This window comes from Halomonas sp., assembly GCF_034520545.1.
GTDB lineage: Bacteria > Pseudomonadota > Gammaproteobacteria > Pseudomonadales > Halomonadaceae > Halomonas.
The window spans coordinates 165,141-179,219 of the sequence record NZ_JAXHNN010000010.1 but is presented as its reverse complement, the minus strand read 5'-3'; the positions used below and the strand labels follow the sequence as shown (position 1 = coordinate 179,219).

Sequence of the window (14,079 nt, the reverse complement as noted above, 5' to 3'; positions counted from 1 at the left end):
CCACGGCCTCGGGGTTTGCTTGTAGCTCGGCGCTTGTAGCTCGGCGCTTGTAGCTCGGCGCTTATTGCGCCGTCCAGCCCAGGTCGATGTTCCAGCTGGACCCAGTGACGGCACCGGCAAGGTCAGAGGCCAGGTAGCCGACCAGCTCGGCCACCTCGACGGGCTCGATGAGGCGCTTCACCGCCGCATTCTTGAGCATGATGTTCTCGATAACCTCCTGCTCCTCCATACCATGCATCTTCGCCTGGTCGGCGATCTGGTTGTCGACCAGCGGTGTCTTGACATAGGCAGGACAGATGGCGTTTGCCGTAATGCCCTGGCTACCGCCCTCCAGCGCCGCGGTCTTGGTCAGACCGATCATGCCATGCTTGGCGCTTATGTAGGCCGATTTGCCCGGCGAGGCCACCTGAGCATGGACCGAGGCAATGTTGATGATGCGCCCCCAGCCATTCTCGCGCATGGAGGGCCAGGCGGCCTGGGTGAGCAGGAAAGGAGCGGTAAGCATCAAGTCGATGATCTGGCGCCACTTCGTTTCCGGGAACTCCTCGATAGGCGACACGTGTTGAATACCGGCGTTGTTGACCAGGATGTCGACGCGTCCGAAGCGCTTGATCGCATCGGCCACCGCAGCCTTGCAGGCCTCACCATCGGTCAGGTCTGCCTGGAAGAAGGCAGCACCCGCCTGCTCGGCGATCTCCTTGCCAGCCGGATTGAAGTCCACGGCTAGGACCTGGTGACCTTGTTCGCAAAAATGGCGGACCACGGCCTCGCCGATGCCGCTGCTGGTGCCGGTAATCAGTGCAACGCGGGGGGTGGAAGCGTTGGCGGTCATGCGTGACTCCTCTGTCCTGTGCATCGGGCCGAAGCCCGAGCGGGCCCCTCTAGGGCCAGGGTTGGTGTTGTCGATGTCGGCCACCAGCATAAGGCGGATGACGCAGCGCGTCATCCGCTCAGGGAATCGACGCAGCCGATGCCATGACACGTTCCATCAGCTGCTGGGCGAGACGACTGCCCTCCTGCAGCGAGCCGACATCGGAAAGGTCATCGAGAAGCTCGCAACGCCACCACCCGTCGGCTTCCCCCAGAGATTCGAACACGAAGGGGTAATGCCCGGAGGGTAGTGCCAGCAATAGATCTCCTGTCGTCGGCCGTGGCGCGCTTGGTTCGTCGATGACCAAGGCCAGCGAGAGCGAGACGGGCGTGACCAGGGCACCAAGCAGCCCTCTGCGGCCATCCTCGAGCCTGTGGAGCTGGAAGCAGATGGCATCCACCCCTAGCCGAGGGTTGAAGCGAGGATCACGCTTGGCGTCCTTCAGATGGCAGCGGCTCCAAGCCTCGGGCAGCTGGCGCAGCCGCGCATACTGTTCGCCAGTCAGTGCCTGCATGAAATCCTCCGGAGCGATAGCCGCGCCATTATAGCCGCCGTTTCGAACATTCGGCAGGGGCTAGGCGAAATGCTAGCATGAAGGAGCGCTTTCCCCCTGCCGAGGAGTCTGTATGACACCCACCCAGCGACTGGAGATCGCCGTCGAAATCGCCCACGAGGCCGGCCGGATGATCGTCGAGGCCCGTGAACATCAGGTCTTCGGCCAACGCTACAAGCATGGCCAGGAGCTGGTTACGGACACCGACGTCGAGGTGGATACGCACATCAGCGAGCGACTCGAACAGCACTTCCCAGGAGAGGCACGCCTCAGCGAGGAGCTGGCCCCGGATCGCCAGGTTCTGGACAGTCCGCAAGCCCTGTGGGTGGTGGACCCCATCGACGGCACGGTCAACTTCGCTCATGGCCTGCGCCATGTGGCAGTCTCCATTGGCTGGGCAAGCAAGGGCCGCACCCGACTGGGGGTGGTGCATGCCCCCTTCCTGGACGAGACCTTCACTGCGCTTGACGGTCAAGGGGCCTGGTGCAATGGCCAGACGATCCATACCAGCCGCACCGGGAACCTGATCCATGCCCTGGTTGGCACAGGCTTCCCCTATCGCCGTGACAGTCGCAAGCCGCTGATGCGACGCCTCACTGCCGTACTGACCCACTGTCAGGACGTGCGCCGCAACGGCTCGGCGGCTCTGGATCTGTGCGATGTGGCCTGTGGTCGGCTGGATGCCTACTACGAGAGCGTCTCTCCCTGGGATTGTGCCGCCGGCTGGCTGATCGCCCGTGAAGCAGGCGCCCGTACCGGGCACCTCTACCCCGGTCCGGCGGGAATTCCCGAAGACCTCTACGGCGAAAACCTGCTGGTGACCAGCCCCAACCTGCATGCCGAGCTCGGTGACCTGCTGCGCCAGGCCGATGCCGGGGAAATCGACCTCTGAACGGCGAGATAGCGGGTTGTCATTACCCTGCAAGGAGGCGGCTATTGGCGAAACGCCACCTGCTCCGTCACAATGCCAAGCTATTTCCACAATCCCACTTCACGCACCCCGCCGTGCAAGGAGTCGCTGAATGTTCGTCGTTATCTTCGGTCGCCCCGCCTGCCCCTTCTGCGACCGTGCCAAGGCGCTCGCCGCCCGGCTCGAGAGTGCCGGTGCCATCGAGGGTTACCGCTACATCGATATCCATGTCGAAGGCATCACCAAGGCCGACCTGGAGAAGACCATCGGCAAACCGGTGCATACCGTACCGCAGATCTTCGTCGACCAGACCCATGTCGGCGGCTTTACCGAGTTCGACCGATATGTGCATGATCAGGCACTGCTGACTATCGCCAGCTGAACCGACCGGCCGTTGTCCGTCCTGCCCCGACCACGGAACTTGATCAGCTTGCCTGTTCTCCGGGTAAACCCGTCACGACGAACGTCTTCCCCGCGTTGAATGCCGCTCACGACCCGCTGCCTATACTGGCGGCGTGCAGGCGAGCACAGGGCATCACGACAGAGGGACAAGGCACGATGCAACGGGAAGAGTTCGTCCAGCAGCTTTGGCTGGACTATATCCACCAGCATCCGGACGTAGGCAGTCTGCGACTATGGCCCGTAGAGGCGCCGGCAGAATACCTGGCGATCCTGACACTGAACCATGGCCCCTGGGCCATGAATGCCCTTCTACCGACCCTGGCTCGATTCGGGTATCGCCCTCACCAGCGCTACGCCATGGCCGATCGTGGTCTGCTTGTCACCTTGCTCACTGCACCGGACGATGGGGCCTGGGTACTGCTCGCAGAGCTCCAGCTAGGCACCCTGTCACGACGACCCCGTGAGCACCTTCAGCAGTTGGTCGGCAGCGCCGACCCCCGGGAAGCTCGCAGTCAGGCCCTGCTCTGCCATGGCCGTCCCTGGCCGATGCCCGACTGGAGCACTTACCGGGCCCTCCACCAGGCCCACCCATTAGCCGGCTGGCTTGCGGTGATGGGGCCAAGGATGCATCACGCCGGATTCGACTGCCAGCGCCTGGGACACGACATAACCGAGCTCAACGTTCAGCTGCAGCAAACCGGCCTCACCGGCAGCAGCGACCACTATCACGGTCTCTTTCCCGTCTCGCCACTGCTCGACTACCGCTTCTATGCCACCAGCTCGCGGCGCCTGGCCTTCGCCGAGGGCGATGAGCACCGTGTCAGCCTCGGCGGACTCTCTCTCGTTCAGAAACAGGTCAGCGCCAATCAGGAGCGTGCGGCCGAGCTCCTGTTGCCGCACCATACCCGCTGCGAGATCTCCTGATCTCTGACCATCCACAGAATCTGTGGATAACGCTGTGCATCATCCGCGCGAAAGAGCGGCCCGGACACGAGTCCGGGCCGCATGCCTTGTCACCGTCATGGAGATCAGGCCTCGAAGGTCATCTCCGGAACGTGGTCAGGCACCACCAGCTTGCCGGCGGTCAGCGCCTTGATCTCTTCCACGGAGACGCCCGGCGCCCGCTCCTTGAGGTGGAAGGCACCGTCCTTGATCTCCAGGTAGGCGAGATCGGTCAGCACCCGGTTGATGCAGCCCGCGCCAGTCAGCGGAAGGTTGCAGGCCTCGAGCAGCTTGGACTCGCCATGCTTGGAGGCGTGGGTCATGGTGCAGATGATGTTCTCGGCACCGGCCACCAGGTCCATGGCACCGCCCATGCCCTTGATCAGCTTGCCCGGCACCATCCAGGAGGCAATGTTGCCGTTCTGGTCGACTTCGAAGGCGCCCAGCACGGTCAGATCCACGTGACCGCCACGGATCATGGCGAAGGATTCTGCCGAGGAGAAGATTGCCGCCCCCGGGCGTGCCGTGACAGTCTGCTTGCCGGCATTGATCATGTCCGGGTCGACTTCCTCCTCGGTGGGAAAGCGCCCCATTCCGAGCAGGCCGTTCTCGGACTGCAGCATGACATCGATGCCGTCGGGAATGTAGTTGGCCACCAGCGTCGGAATACCGATGCCCAGGTTCACGTAGAAACCGTCTTCTAGTTCGCGCGCCACGCGCATTGCCATCTGTTCGCGAGTCAGTGCCATCTTCTTGCCTCTTGTGTTCGGTGGAGAAGCCCCGGCCCCGTGAGGGCCGGCTATCGGGGTCGCGTGCCGCCTTCAGCCCTGATGAATGGTGCGCTTCTCGATACGCTTCTCGAAGGTGCCCTGGATGATGCGGTCGACATAGATACCCGGCGTGTGGATCTGGTCGGGCGCAAGTTCGCCCGGCTCGACGATCTCCTCGACCTCGACCACGGTGATCTTCCCGGCGGTGGCGGCCATCGGGTTGAAGTTCTGGGCGGTGCTGCGGTACATGACGTTGCCATAGCGATCCGCCTTCCAGCCCTTGACGATGGCGAAGTCGCCGACCACGGACTCTTCGAGGATGTAGTGGCGGTCATTGAACACTCGCACCTCCTTGCCCTCGCCGATCGGCGTGCCATAGCCGGTGGCGGTATAGAAGGCCGGGATACCGGCGCCACCGGCGCGCATCTTCTCTGCCAGCGTGCCTTGAGGGGTGAGGACCACCTCGATCTCCTCGTTGAGCATCTGCTGTTCGAAGAGCGCGTTTTCGCCGACGTAGGAGGCATAGAACTTCTTGATCTGCTTGTCCTCGAGCAGCAGACCCAAGCCGAAGCCGTCCACGCCGCAGTTGTTGGACCATACCGTCAAGCCCTTGACACCGCGACGCTTGATCTCGGCGATCAGGTTCTCGGGGATGCCGCAGAGACCGAAGCCGCCGGCAATGACGGTCATGTCACTCTCGATACCGTCCATTGCCTCTTCGTAGGAATACACACGCTTGTCGAATCCGGCCATAGTGGCGCCTCGCGTTGTTGTCGAATGAATTGTGGTGCAGAGAAAAGTGGTGAAGCGAATGAGCAGAATGTCAGCCCAGTGTTGCTGTTGCCAATATATTTGTTAAGTTTGTTTTATTTATTGATTAATTCATTTCCTCAATAAATTTGACCTTGGTAGCATGCCATGACCGTCAAGCAACTGCGCGCCTTCCTCACTGTGGCCCGGACCCTGAGCTTCACCCAGGCCTGTGAACACCTGCATCTCTCCCAGCCGGCACTGAGCCTGGCGATCAAGGGCCTCGAGGAAAGCCTGGGCGGTCGCCTGCTGATACGCAGCACCCGCAGCGTAAGGCTTACCCCGGAGGGTGAGACGCTCGTGCCCCTGGCCAAGCGCCTGATCGCCGAGTGGGACAATACCGAGGAGCTGCTGCGTCAACGCTTCACTCTCCAGCTCGGCCGGCTGGCGGTGGCCACCATGCCCTCGTTTGCCAGCAACCTGCTGCCTCCCGCATTGCGCGTCTTCCGCCAGCGACATCCACGGGTCAATGTCACGGTTCATGACGTGATCAACGAGCAGGTGATCGAGATGGTTCGTGCTCGCCAGGTCGAGCTGGGGCTGGTATTCGAGCCTGAGGCCACCGGCAGCCTCTCTTTCACCCCCCTGTTTCGAGATCGCTTCGTGGCCGTGGTGCCGGCCGACTCACGCCTGGCCCAGCGCCAACGACTCGGCTGGCAGACGCTAATAACCCGTGACTTCATTGCCCTGCAGCGCCCCTCAATGGTGCGCCGGCTGCTGGAACAGCAGTTGGAAAGTCGTGGTTTCATCCTGCCTGCTGCCTTCGAATGCCACCAGTTGGCTACCGTGGGGCGCATGGTCGCCAGCGGCCTGGGGGTCAGCGCGGTCCCGTCGCTATGCATCGCGCAGATGCAGCAGCTCGGCGCTATCTGCGTGCCCCTCGATGATCCGGTGATAGAACGCGACGTCGGCGTTTTGACCTGGAACAACCATGAGCTCTCGGTGGCCGCCCTGGCATTGCAGGAGGTCCTCGCCGAAACCATTCGCACGCCGGGTCTGGCAGCTGCACATTGACCCGGCAGCTGGGCAGCCCGCGATCGATCCATTAGCATGAGAGCTCGTCAATCCGGCCGAGGAGACAGGCATGCCGACCCTCAGGGGGCTCGTCAGCATCCTGATGCTGACTCTCACTACCCTCGCCTGGGGCATCCCGCTGATCCTGCTCACGCTGGTCAAGCTGGTGACCCCTGGACGTCAGCTGCGTCGCCGGGTGCTGACGGCGCTCAACTGGGTGGCCCTCAACTGGGTGGGCAGCAACCTCTGGTGGATGCGTCGCTGGCTGAGGCCACGGCTGGAGGTAGTACTGCCGGACGGACTTTCACGCGAGCAGTGGTGGCTGGTGCTCTCGAACCATCGCAGCTGGACCGATATCTTCCTTCTGTTCTTCGCCCTGCATCGGCGCATTCCCATGCCCCACTTCTTCGTCAAGCGCCAGCTGATCTGGATCCCCATCGTCGGACTGGCCTTCTGGGCCATGGAATTCCCCATGCTGCGTCGCCTGACCCGCGAGCAGCGCGAACGCAATCCGCAGTTGGCGCGTCGCGACCGCGAGGCCACCGAGCGCATGTGCCGCCACGCTCGTGAGCGCCCCATTGCCATCTACAACTTCGTCGAAGGCACTCGCTTCTCCCCCGCCAAGCAGGCCGCTCAGGGGGCCCCTTATCGCCATCTGTTGAAGCCCCGCGCCGGTGGCATCGCCCAGGTCATGAGCCTGCTCGGCGATCACCTGGGCGGTATTCTGGATGTCACCCTGCACTACGAGAATCCTGACCCCAGCTTCTGGGGCTTCCTTTGCGGCTGTGAGGGTCCGGTGCGACTGGAAGCCAGGCGACTGGAAGTCCCCACCTGGATGCTCGAGGGTGACTATCACGACGACACGGACTACAAGGAACGCTTCCAGTCATGGCTCAATGCCCTGTGGCAGGACAAGGATCGCCGGCTCGATTCATCGCGCTGACCCTGTTGCTGGTCAGCCTAGCGCTGTTGCTGACCGGCTGCGCCGGACGCGGTGATGACGGTGGTGGCCGCTCGGATGGGGATACCGCCGGTCAGTGGATCACCATCCAGCGCGGCGACACCCTGGGCGAGATCGCCCGCCGCGCCGACGTCCCCCTGGTGCGCCTGGAGCGCTTCAACCCCGGCGTCGATGCTCGGCGACTGGTCGTGGGCCAGCGCCTTCTGGTACCTGGCCGCGAGGAGCGGGCCCCCTCCGGCGGGCCCTACCGCTACCGAGTGCGGCCAGGAGACACCTACAGTGCCATCGGCCGGCGCTTCGGCGGCCGCGCCGATCGGATCCAGGCGGCGAACCCCGGCATTGCCCCCACCAGCCTGAGGGTCGGCCAGCTGATCCAGGTGCCACTAGGCAGCCGGCAGGCGGCCTCCAGGGACACCAGCGGGGGCGATACCACAAGCGAGGCCTCCAGTACACGCCAGGCTTCCCGACCGGCAAGCAGACGCCTGCCGGACCCGGGAGACCTGCCCTCTGCCGCCCGCCGCTGGCCCTGGCCGCTGGAGGACTATCGCATCGAGCGTCCCTTCGGCCCAGACGCGCGCGGCACGCTTCAGCCCATGCTGCTGGCCACCAACCGGGGAAGCCGGGCCCGTGCCGTGGCCGACGGCGAGGTGCGTTTCGCCAACAGCATGCGACAACTTGGCCAGGTGGTCATCGTTCACCATGCTGACAACCTGCAGAGCGTCTATGCCCTCTGCGCGAAGCCCCTGGTAGCCAGCGGCGACTCGGTCAAGCGTGGAGCCCCGGTCTGCGAAGTCGGCCAGCAGGATGGCAGCCCAAGGCTGCTCTTCGACATGCGCCATGGCGGCAAGCCCATCGACCCTGCACGAGTGCTGCGCTGACGGGCCGGCGGTGCCCGTGCTGTCGCGCCGGCCCGTCGTCACGCGTCCTTCATCACCGTGTCGCACTGTTGTCATGGCCATCCGGCATCCTCGGCGGTGTCAGCCCTTCAGGGCCTGCCATCGCGAGAGGAGTTACATGCGCATCTGCCTGGTCAGTGAAACCTGGTCCCCCGACATCAATGGGGTCGCTCATACCCTCGGCCAGCTCAGTGCTGAGCCACGCCAGCGAGGCGTGGCCCTTCAGCTGATCCGCCCCCGACCGGCGGACGCGGCTACGCCACGGGCCGAGGGAATGGAAGCGGAGCTCCGGGTGCCGGGGCTTGGCCTGCCGGGCTATCGCCAGGTACGAATCGGTCTGCCGGCCACGGCGGCCATCCAGCGCCTGTGGCGCCAGCAGCGCCCGACGGCCGTCTACCTGGCCACCCAGGGACCGCTGAGCTGGTCGGCTTTGAATGCCGCCAAGCGGCTGAGCATCCCGGTGGTCAGCGGCTGGCACACCAACTTCGACCACTACTGCCGCGACTATGGCCTGCCTTGGCTGGCGCCGCTGGTGCTGCGCCGCCTGCGCCACTTCCACAATCGCACGGCCGCGACCCTGGTGCCGACCCGCGACCAGGCAAGGGCGCTGGCCGGCTGCGGCTTCGTCAACCTGCGGATCATGGCCCGCGGCATCGATGGCGAGCGGTTTTCGCCGGCCCATCGTGACCCGGTCCTGCGCGCCGCCTGGGGCAGCGATGCCCATCGTCCAGTAGCGCTTCATGTCGGACGCCTCGCCGCCGAGAAGAACCTCAACCTACTGCGCGACACCTTCACGGCGATGCTCGCCGCCCGTCCGGATATCACCCTAGTGGTGGTCGGTGACGGCCCGGGGCGAGCCGCACTGGAGCGGGCTCTGCCCGACGCCCACATTGCCGGTTTCGTCGACCGGGAGGAACTGGTACGCCACTACGCCAGTGCCGACCTCTTCGTCTTCCCTTCGATCTCCGAGACCTGGGGCAACGTGGTCCTCGAGGCCATGGCCAGTGGCCTGGCCGTGGTGGCCTTCCGCCATGCCGCCGGCGCCGAGCTGATCGACGACGATCTCAACGGTGTCAGCCTGCCGGTGGGCGACGAGGCCGAGTTCCAGGAAGCCGCCGCCACACTGTGCCAGCAGCCTGCCCGCTATGCCCGTCTGGGTCGCGCCGCCAGGGAACGTGCCTTGACGTACCATTGGTCGGCGATTGCCGATACTTTCCTCGCCACCCTGACTCAACCCCGGGAGCATCACGATGAAGCCACATCCGTCTGCCGTGTTTGAACGTCTCGACCTCATCGAGTGGCAGCTCTGCCGGCGCCTGGCCGGCTTCAACGTCCACCCGCCCTGGCTGGCCCTGCTGCGGCTTTCCAGCAGGCTGGGGGACTGGCCTCTATGGGTCGCACTGATCCTCGCCCAGCCGCTGATTCAACCTGCCGGTAGCGGTCAGAAGATGGCCCAGTACAGCGCCACGGCTCTGGTGGCTATAGGCATTTACCGGCTCCTCAAGACCCGCCTGTGTCGCGAGCGCCCCTTCATCACCTTCCGCGGCATCATTCACTGCAACGAGCCCGCTCGGGACCGCTACAGCTTTCCCAGCGGCCATACCATGCATGCCGTGCTGTTCTGTGTGCTGACCGCCGCCCATGCCCCCTGGTTGCTGCCCTGGCTAATTCCTGTCGCGTTGCTGATTGCCGTATCGCGGGTGGGGCTGGGGCTGCACTACATCAGCGATGTTGCGGCCGGCGGACTGCTCGGCCTGGTCTTTGCCCTGGGCAGCCTGCAGCTGACCGCCTGAACGAATATCACTGGCCGCTACCCAGTCGGGCTGGCATCCTGACCTCATGCGCTCTGGATACGCCCAGAAGGGCGAACCCCTGCTCGAATCGCCTTCCCTGACACTGTTCACCGGGCTGCTCGGCGACCTCCCCGCGACCCGGCTTCTAGCACAACTCGACCAGGCGCTGGCATGGCAACGACCGACCCTGCACCTTTACGGACGCGAGCATGCGATCCCGCGGCGACAATTGTGGATGGGCGACCCCGACACCCGCTACCGCTACTCGGGGCGGGACTTCCTGCCCGAGCCCTGGCATCCTGCGGTGGCGGCGCTGCGAGACCGAGTGGTCAGCGCCCTGGCAGAGGCCGACACCCCGGCCCGCTTCAACAGCGTGCTGCTAAATCGCTATGCCGGCGGCGAGGAGCGGATGGGCTGGCATAGCGACGATGAACCCGAACTCGGCCCCGACCCGCTGATCGCCGCGATGAGCCTGGGGGCCGAGCGCCCGTTGCGCTTCCGCTGGAAGGATCGTTCGCATGAACCCTTCAATGTCTGGTTACCCCACGACAGCCTGCTAGTGATGGGAGCCGGCGTGCAGAGCAGGCTGCAGCATGCCCTGCTCCCACGCCAACTTCCCGGCTTGCGCATCAGCCTGACCTTCCGCCTGGTCAAACCGAGGTCGTGACCTCGCAATTGGATCGGGATGTCCGTTAGATGAATTTGCAAACAGATAACGGTATAAAAAAGGGCGTCGAGCTCTAGCCTCGGTGATAGCCGGGGGTGACGAAGGGCATCTTGCTCACCGTCATCGGCAGACGCTTGCCGCGGACCTCAGCATACACCGTGGTGCCGATCTCGCTGGTCTCGATGGCCACATAGCCCATCGCCACCGGCTGACCGACGCTGGGGCCGAAACCGCCCGAAGTCACGCGCCCCACATGGTAATCCTCGCCATCATAGAGGTCGGCTCCCTCGCGCACCGGGGCGCGGCCCTCGCCGAGCAGTCCCACCCGCTTGCGGCGATGGTCCTTCTCGGCTACCTGATGCAGGATCAGGTCGGCGCCGGGGAAACCACCAGCACGTTCTCCGCCGCGACGTCGTGGCTTGCCGATGGCCCAGATCAGCCCTGCTTCCACCGGCGTTGTCTCTGTATCGATATCGTGACCATAGAGGCAAAGCCCTGCCTCGAGGCGCAACGAATCACGGGCACCCAGACCGATCGCCTCGACCTCTTCCTCCGCCAGCAGGCGTCGCGTCAACGCTTCGCTGTCGTCGGCAGCCACCGAGAGCTCGAAACCGTCCTCGCCGGTATAGCCGCTGCGGCTGGCCCAGACATCGATGCCCTCGATGGTGAAGTGGCCATGCTGCATGAAGACCATTTCGCAGGCCTCGGGGCAGAGCCGCTGCATCACCTCGGCCGCCGCCGGCCCCTGCAGCGCTAGCAGGCCGCGATCGACCATCTCGATCTCATGGCCAAGCAGGCCACGATGCAGGTGGGCAAAATCCTGTTCACGACAGGCGGCGTTGACCACCAGATAGAGGTGATCTCCAGCATTGACCACCATCAGGTCGTCCAGGATGCCACCCTCCTCGCTGGTGAACAGCGCATAACGCTGCATGCCCTCGGGAAGGCCGATGATGTCCGCCGGCACCAGGGTCTCCAATGCCTCGGCCGGCCGTGGGCCGCGCACGAGGATCTGCCCCATATGGGAGACATCGAAGAGGCCGCAGGCACGACGGGTATGCTCGTGCTCGCGCTTGACCCCCAGCGGATACTGCACCGGCATGTCATAGCCGGCGAAGGGCACCATCTTGGCCCCCAGTTCCACGTGCAAGGCGTGCAGGGGGGTGTGCTTGAGATTACTCATTGCGTCATCACTCGTGAATTAGGAATCAACGCAAGAGAGGTGCCCCTCGGGACACCTCTCCAGCGTGACTCGCTTTCAGGATTTATCGTGGTCCAGCTCCTCGCCCGGCAGGATTTCCTTACCGTCGAAGTAGTCACGGGCCAGCTTGAAGACCACCGGCGACAGCAGCGCCAGGGCGATCAGGTTGGGGATGGCCATCATGGCATTGAAAACGCTCGCCAGCACCCACACCAGATCCAGATTAGCCATTGCCCCGATCGGGATCGCAATGATGAACAGCACGCGGTAGAGCATGATCGAACGGGTGCCGAACAGGAACTGGAAGCATTTCTCTCCATAGAAGGACCAGCCCAGGATGGTGGTAAAGGCAAAGACCGCAAGGGCGAAGGTCACTATGTACTCACCGATACCCGGCAGCGCCAGATCGAAGGAAACCGCCGTCAAGCGTGCACCAGTCTCACCTCCGCTCCACTCAATGCTGGTGAGAATGACCAGGGCGGTAATGGAGCAGACAATGATGGTATCGATGAAGGTGCCCAGCATGGCGATCAGGCCCTGTCTGATCGGGTTCTTGGTCTGTGCCGCCGCATGGGCGATGGGCGCGCTGCCCAGGCCGGCCTCATTGGAAAAGATGCCTCGCGCCACGCCAAACTGAATCGCCATGGCCACGCCGGCACCGGCAAAGCCCCCTGCCGCGGCGATGGGATTGAAGGCATGGTAGAAGATCATGCTGAACGCCTCGCCGATCTGGCCGGCGTTGAGAATCAGCACCAGGATACCTGCCAGCACATAGGCGATCCCCATGATCGGCACCAGCTTGCCCGCCACTCTGGCGATACGCTTGATGCCGCCAAGAATAACGGCTCCCGCCAGTACCATCAGGATCAGGCCCGTCAGCCAGTGAGGCATACCCAGCGACTCGCTAAGCCCCTCGGCTACCGAGTTGGACTGCACTGTGTTGCCGATGCCGAAAGCGGCCACGGCACCGAAAAAGGCGAAAGCACCGCCCAGCCACAGCCACTTCTTGCCCAGGCCGTTCTTGATGTAGAACATCGGTCCACCGACGTGGTAACCGGTGCTGTCGGTCTCACGATAGCGCACCGCCAGCACGGCTTCTGCGAACTTCGTCGCCATGCCAACCAGCGCCGTGATCCACATCCAGAACACCGCCCCCGGACCACCCAGAAAGATGGCGGTCGCCACACCGGCGATGTTACCGGTACCGATGGTAGCGGACAGCGCCGTCATCAGGGCATTGAAGGGCGAGATCTCACCCTCTTCCTGCTTTGTCTTCTTTTCGCCCGGCGCCAGCTTGCGATCACGCCCCTGCCACATCAGCTTGAAGCCGGTGCCAAGTTTGCGAATCGGTATCAGCTTCAGACCGGCCTGAAGGTAAATGCCGACACCCAGCAGGAGGATCAGCATGGGAATGCCCCATACGATGCCTTCCACCGAACTCAAGAATGCCATTAATGCTTCCACGGGAGCCTCCCTTGTTCACGCTTGTTGTTGTGACCCGCCACGCACGCCCGAACTTTCCTTCTACGGAAAAGAGGAAATGGCATGGGCAAGCCAAGCTTCGACGAAAGATCGACAGGACAGACACCTTCACGATAGCGGATCCTACCACTAGTGCACCAGCCCGAAGCACCGCAGCGGCACGTGGACGGTGACGCCATCTGTTTCCTATCGGAAACGTGGAAGCCTACTGTCGGCAACGCGATGGAGCAACAGGAGGAAACACTCGGCAGGACCGGCACTGGACGGACCGTTCTCAGCGGACCACCCTTTGAACGGGTCGAAAGAGCGTGGTGCGCCGAGTCGGCCTTTCTGGAGGACTCGCCAAACGCCGACAATGGCGTTAGCATTCGCGAATCCGAAAACCTTTTTCGTATAGGAAATCACGATGAGCTCTATCCCCGCCAACCTGCGCTATGCCGAAAGCCATGAATGGGTCCTCGACAACGGCGACGGCACCGTGACCATCGGCATCACCGACCACGCCCAGGAAGCGCTGGGTGACGTGGTCTTCGTCGAGCTTCCCGATGTGGGTCGTACCCTGGCCGTGGGTGACGAGTTTGGCGTCATCGAGTCGGTCAAGGCCGCTTCCGACCTCTACGCACCGATAGCCGGCGAGATTCTCGAAATCAACGAGGCGCTTGAAGACGCACCCGAAACCGTCAACGAGTCCCCCTACGAGGATGGCTGGCTCATGAAGGTTCGCCTGGACGATGCCAGCATGCTCGATGACCTGCTCGATGCCGACGCCTATCAGGCAGTGGCCGCCGCAGAGGAGTGATCATCACC

At 63.7% G+C, this 14,079-nt stretch carries 16 protein-coding genes; 10 read left to right on the top strand and 6 right to left on the bottom strand.

Translation table 11 applies throughout. The features are described from left to right. Window positions 1-61: 61 nt before the first annotated feature. Together U5L98_RS09365 and hybE are read right to left on the bottom strand one after the other, a co-directional pair. Window positions 62-832 carry a 3-hydroxybutyrate dehydrogenase gene (locus U5L98_RS09365; protein ID WP_322558048.1) on the bottom strand — a complete coding sequence of 257 codons (771 nt, stop codon included), beginning with the start codon at window positions 830-832 and terminating at the stop codon, window positions 62-64. Between the two features lie 118 nt (window positions 833-950). Beyond that, the gene (gene hybE, locus U5L98_RS09360; protein WP_322558047.1) at window positions 951-1,385 is read right to left on the bottom strand and encodes a [NiFe]-hydrogenase assembly chaperone HybE; all 435 of its coding nucleotides are present in this window, start codon (window positions 1,383-1,385) and stop codon (window positions 951-953) included. Window positions 1,386-1,497: 112 nt separating this feature from the next. On the opposite strand from hybE, the gene U5L98_RS09355 reads away from it, so the two are divergent. The 3 genes from U5L98_RS09355 (at window position 1,498) to U5L98_RS09345 (ending at window position 3,660) form a co-directional block, all read left to right on the top strand. Beyond that, entirely contained in the window at window positions 1,498-2,316 is an 819-nt protein-coding gene (locus U5L98_RS09355; protein WP_322558046.1) for an inositol monophosphatase family protein, read from the top strand. Between the two features lie 130 nt (window positions 2,317-2,446). Further along, window positions 2,447-2,716 carry a GrxA family glutaredoxin gene (locus U5L98_RS09350; RefSeq protein ID WP_322558045.1) on the top strand — a complete coding sequence of 90 codons (270 nt, stop codon included), beginning with the start codon at window positions 2,447-2,449 and terminating at the stop codon, window positions 2,714-2,716. A gap of 176 nt (window positions 2,717-2,892) precedes the next feature. Further along, window positions 2,893-3,660, top strand: coding sequence for a DUF1338 family protein (locus tag U5L98_RS09345; RefSeq protein ID WP_322558044.1), 768 nt, complete (start codon window positions 2,893-2,895; stop codon window positions 3,658-3,660). 104 nt (window positions 3,661-3,764) lie between these two features. Here the strand turns inward: U5L98_RS09345 and U5L98_RS09340 are convergent, their stop codons facing one another. Both U5L98_RS09340 and U5L98_RS09335 read right to left on the bottom strand, forming a co-directional pair. Beyond that, window positions 3,765-4,427 (bottom strand): CoA transferase subunit B, encoded by a 663-nt coding sequence (locus U5L98_RS09340; protein ID WP_322558043.1) that lies wholly within the window; start codon window positions 4,425-4,427, stop codon window positions 3,765-3,767. Window positions 4,428-4,499: 72 nt separating this feature from the next. Further along, entirely contained in the window at window positions 4,500-5,201 is a 702-nt protein-coding gene (locus U5L98_RS09335; protein ID WP_322558042.1) for a CoA transferase subunit A, read from the bottom strand. A 165-nt stretch (window positions 5,202-5,366) separates the two neighbouring features. Between U5L98_RS09335 and U5L98_RS09330 the strand changes: the two genes are divergently transcribed. From U5L98_RS09330 to U5L98_RS09305, 6 genes are all read left to right on the top strand, one after another. Beyond that, window positions 5,367-6,272 carry a LysR substrate-binding domain-containing protein gene (locus U5L98_RS09330; protein ID WP_322558041.1) on the top strand — a complete coding sequence of 302 codons (906 nt, stop codon included), beginning with the start codon at window positions 5,367-5,369 and terminating at the stop codon, window positions 6,270-6,272. A gap of 70 nt (window positions 6,273-6,342) precedes the next feature. After that, window positions 6,343-7,215, top strand: coding sequence for an acyltransferase (locus tag U5L98_RS09325; RefSeq protein WP_322558040.1), 873 nt, complete (start codon window positions 6,343-6,345; stop codon window positions 7,213-7,215). Further along, on the top strand, window positions 7,161-8,111 hold the full coding sequence (locus tag U5L98_RS09320; protein ID WP_322558039.1) for a M23 family metallopeptidase: 951 nt from the start codon (window positions 7,161-7,163) through the stop codon (window positions 8,109-8,111). Before U5L98_RS09325 ends, U5L98_RS09320 begins: the two co-directional genes overlap by 55 nt. Before the next feature lie 136 nt (window positions 8,112-8,247). Further along, window positions 8,248-9,408 carry a glycosyltransferase family 1 protein gene (locus tag U5L98_RS09315; RefSeq protein ID WP_322558038.1) on the top strand — a complete coding sequence of 387 codons (1,161 nt, stop codon included), beginning with the start codon at window positions 8,248-8,250 and terminating at the stop codon, window positions 9,406-9,408. Continuing rightward, window positions 9,380-9,922 (top strand): phosphatase PAP2 family protein, encoded by a 543-nt coding sequence (locus U5L98_RS09310; RefSeq protein WP_322558037.1) that lies wholly within the window; start codon window positions 9,380-9,382, stop codon window positions 9,920-9,922. The genes U5L98_RS09315 and U5L98_RS09310 overlap by 29 nt, the downstream gene beginning before the upstream one ends. Before the next feature lie 46 nt (window positions 9,923-9,968). Continuing rightward, a complete protein-coding gene (locus U5L98_RS09305) occupies window positions 9,969-10,589 on the top strand; it encodes an alpha-ketoglutarate-dependent dioxygenase AlkB (RefSeq protein ID WP_322558036.1) in 621 nt (206 codons plus the stop codon). A 73-nt stretch (window positions 10,590-10,662) separates the two neighbouring features. Here U5L98_RS09305 and gcvT read toward each other — a convergent pair whose 3' ends face one another. Both gcvT and U5L98_RS09295 read right to left on the bottom strand, forming a co-directional pair. Further along, entirely contained in the window at window positions 10,663-11,772 is a 1,110-nt protein-coding gene (gene gcvT / locus U5L98_RS09300) for a glycine cleavage system aminomethyltransferase GcvT (protein ID WP_322558035.1), read from the bottom strand. Window positions 11,773-11,847: 75 nt separating this feature from the next. Further along, window positions 11,848-13,242 (bottom strand): alanine/glycine:cation symporter family protein, encoded by a 1,395-nt coding sequence (locus tag U5L98_RS09295; RefSeq protein WP_416208234.1) that lies wholly within the window; start codon window positions 13,240-13,242, stop codon window positions 11,848-11,850. Window positions 13,243-13,678: 436 nt separating this feature from the next. Here U5L98_RS09295 and gcvH point away from each other — a divergent pair, with 436 nt between their 5' ends. Continuing rightward, the gene (gcvH, locus tag U5L98_RS09290) at window positions 13,679-14,071 is read left to right on the top strand and encodes a glycine cleavage system protein GcvH (RefSeq protein WP_322558033.1); all 393 of its coding nucleotides are present in this window, start codon (window positions 13,679-13,681) and stop codon (window positions 14,069-14,071) included. Window positions 14,072-14,079 lie beyond the last annotated feature (8 nt).

Coding starts and splice junctions, on each gene's coding strand:
- U5L98_RS09345 (WP_322558044.1), top strand. CDS start 2,893: ATGCAACGGGAAGAGTTCGTCCAGCAGCTTTGGCTGGACTATATCCAC.
- U5L98_RS09310 (WP_322558037.1), top strand. CDS start 9,380: ATGAAGCCACATCCGTCTGCCGTGTTTGAACGTCTCGACCTCATCGAG.
- U5L98_RS09330 (WP_322558041.1), top strand. CDS start 5,367: ATGACCGTCAAGCAACTGCGCGCCTTCCTCACTGTGGCCCGGACCCTG.
- U5L98_RS09355 (WP_322558046.1), top strand. CDS start 1,498: ATGACACCCACCCAGCGACTGGAGATCGCCGTCGAAATCGCCCACGAG.
- hybE (WP_322558047.1), bottom strand. CDS start 1,385: ATGCAGGCACTGACTGGCGAACAGTATGCGCGGCTGCGCCAGCTGCCC.
- gcvT (WP_322558035.1), bottom strand. CDS start 11,772: ATGAGTAATCTCAAGCACACCCCCCTGCACGCCTTGCACGTGGAACTG.
- U5L98_RS09320 (WP_322558039.1), top strand. CDS start 7,161: ATGGCTCAATGCCCTGTGGCAGGACAAGGATCGCCGGCTCGATTCATC.
- U5L98_RS09305 (WP_322558036.1), top strand. CDS start 9,969: ATGCGCTCTGGATACGCCCAGAAGGGCGAACCCCTGCTCGAATCGCCT.
- U5L98_RS09315 (WP_322558038.1), top strand. CDS start 8,248: ATGCGCATCTGCCTGGTCAGTGAAACCTGGTCCCCCGACATCAATGGG.
- gcvH (WP_322558033.1), top strand. CDS start 13,679: ATGAGCTCTATCCCCGCCAACCTGCGCTATGCCGAAAGCCATGAATGG.
- U5L98_RS09365 (WP_322558048.1), bottom strand. CDS start 832: ATGACCGCCAACGCTTCCACCCCCCGCGTTGCACTGATTACCGGCACC.
- U5L98_RS09335 (WP_322558042.1), bottom strand. CDS start 5,201: ATGGCCGGATTCGACAAGCGTGTGTATTCCTACGAAGAGGCAATGGAC.
- U5L98_RS09325 (WP_322558040.1), top strand. CDS start 6,343: ATGCCGACCCTCAGGGGGCTCGTCAGCATCCTGATGCTGACTCTCACT.
- U5L98_RS09340 (WP_322558043.1), bottom strand. CDS start 4,427: ATGGCACTGACTCGCGAACAGATGGCAATGCGCGTGGCGCGCGAACTA.
- U5L98_RS09350 (WP_322558045.1), top strand. CDS start 2,447: ATGTTCGTCGTTATCTTCGGTCGCCCCGCCTGCCCCTTCTGCGACCGT.
- U5L98_RS09295 (WP_416208234.1), bottom strand. CDS start 13,242: ATGGCATTCTTGAGTTCGGTGGAAGGCATCGTATGGGGCATTCCCATG.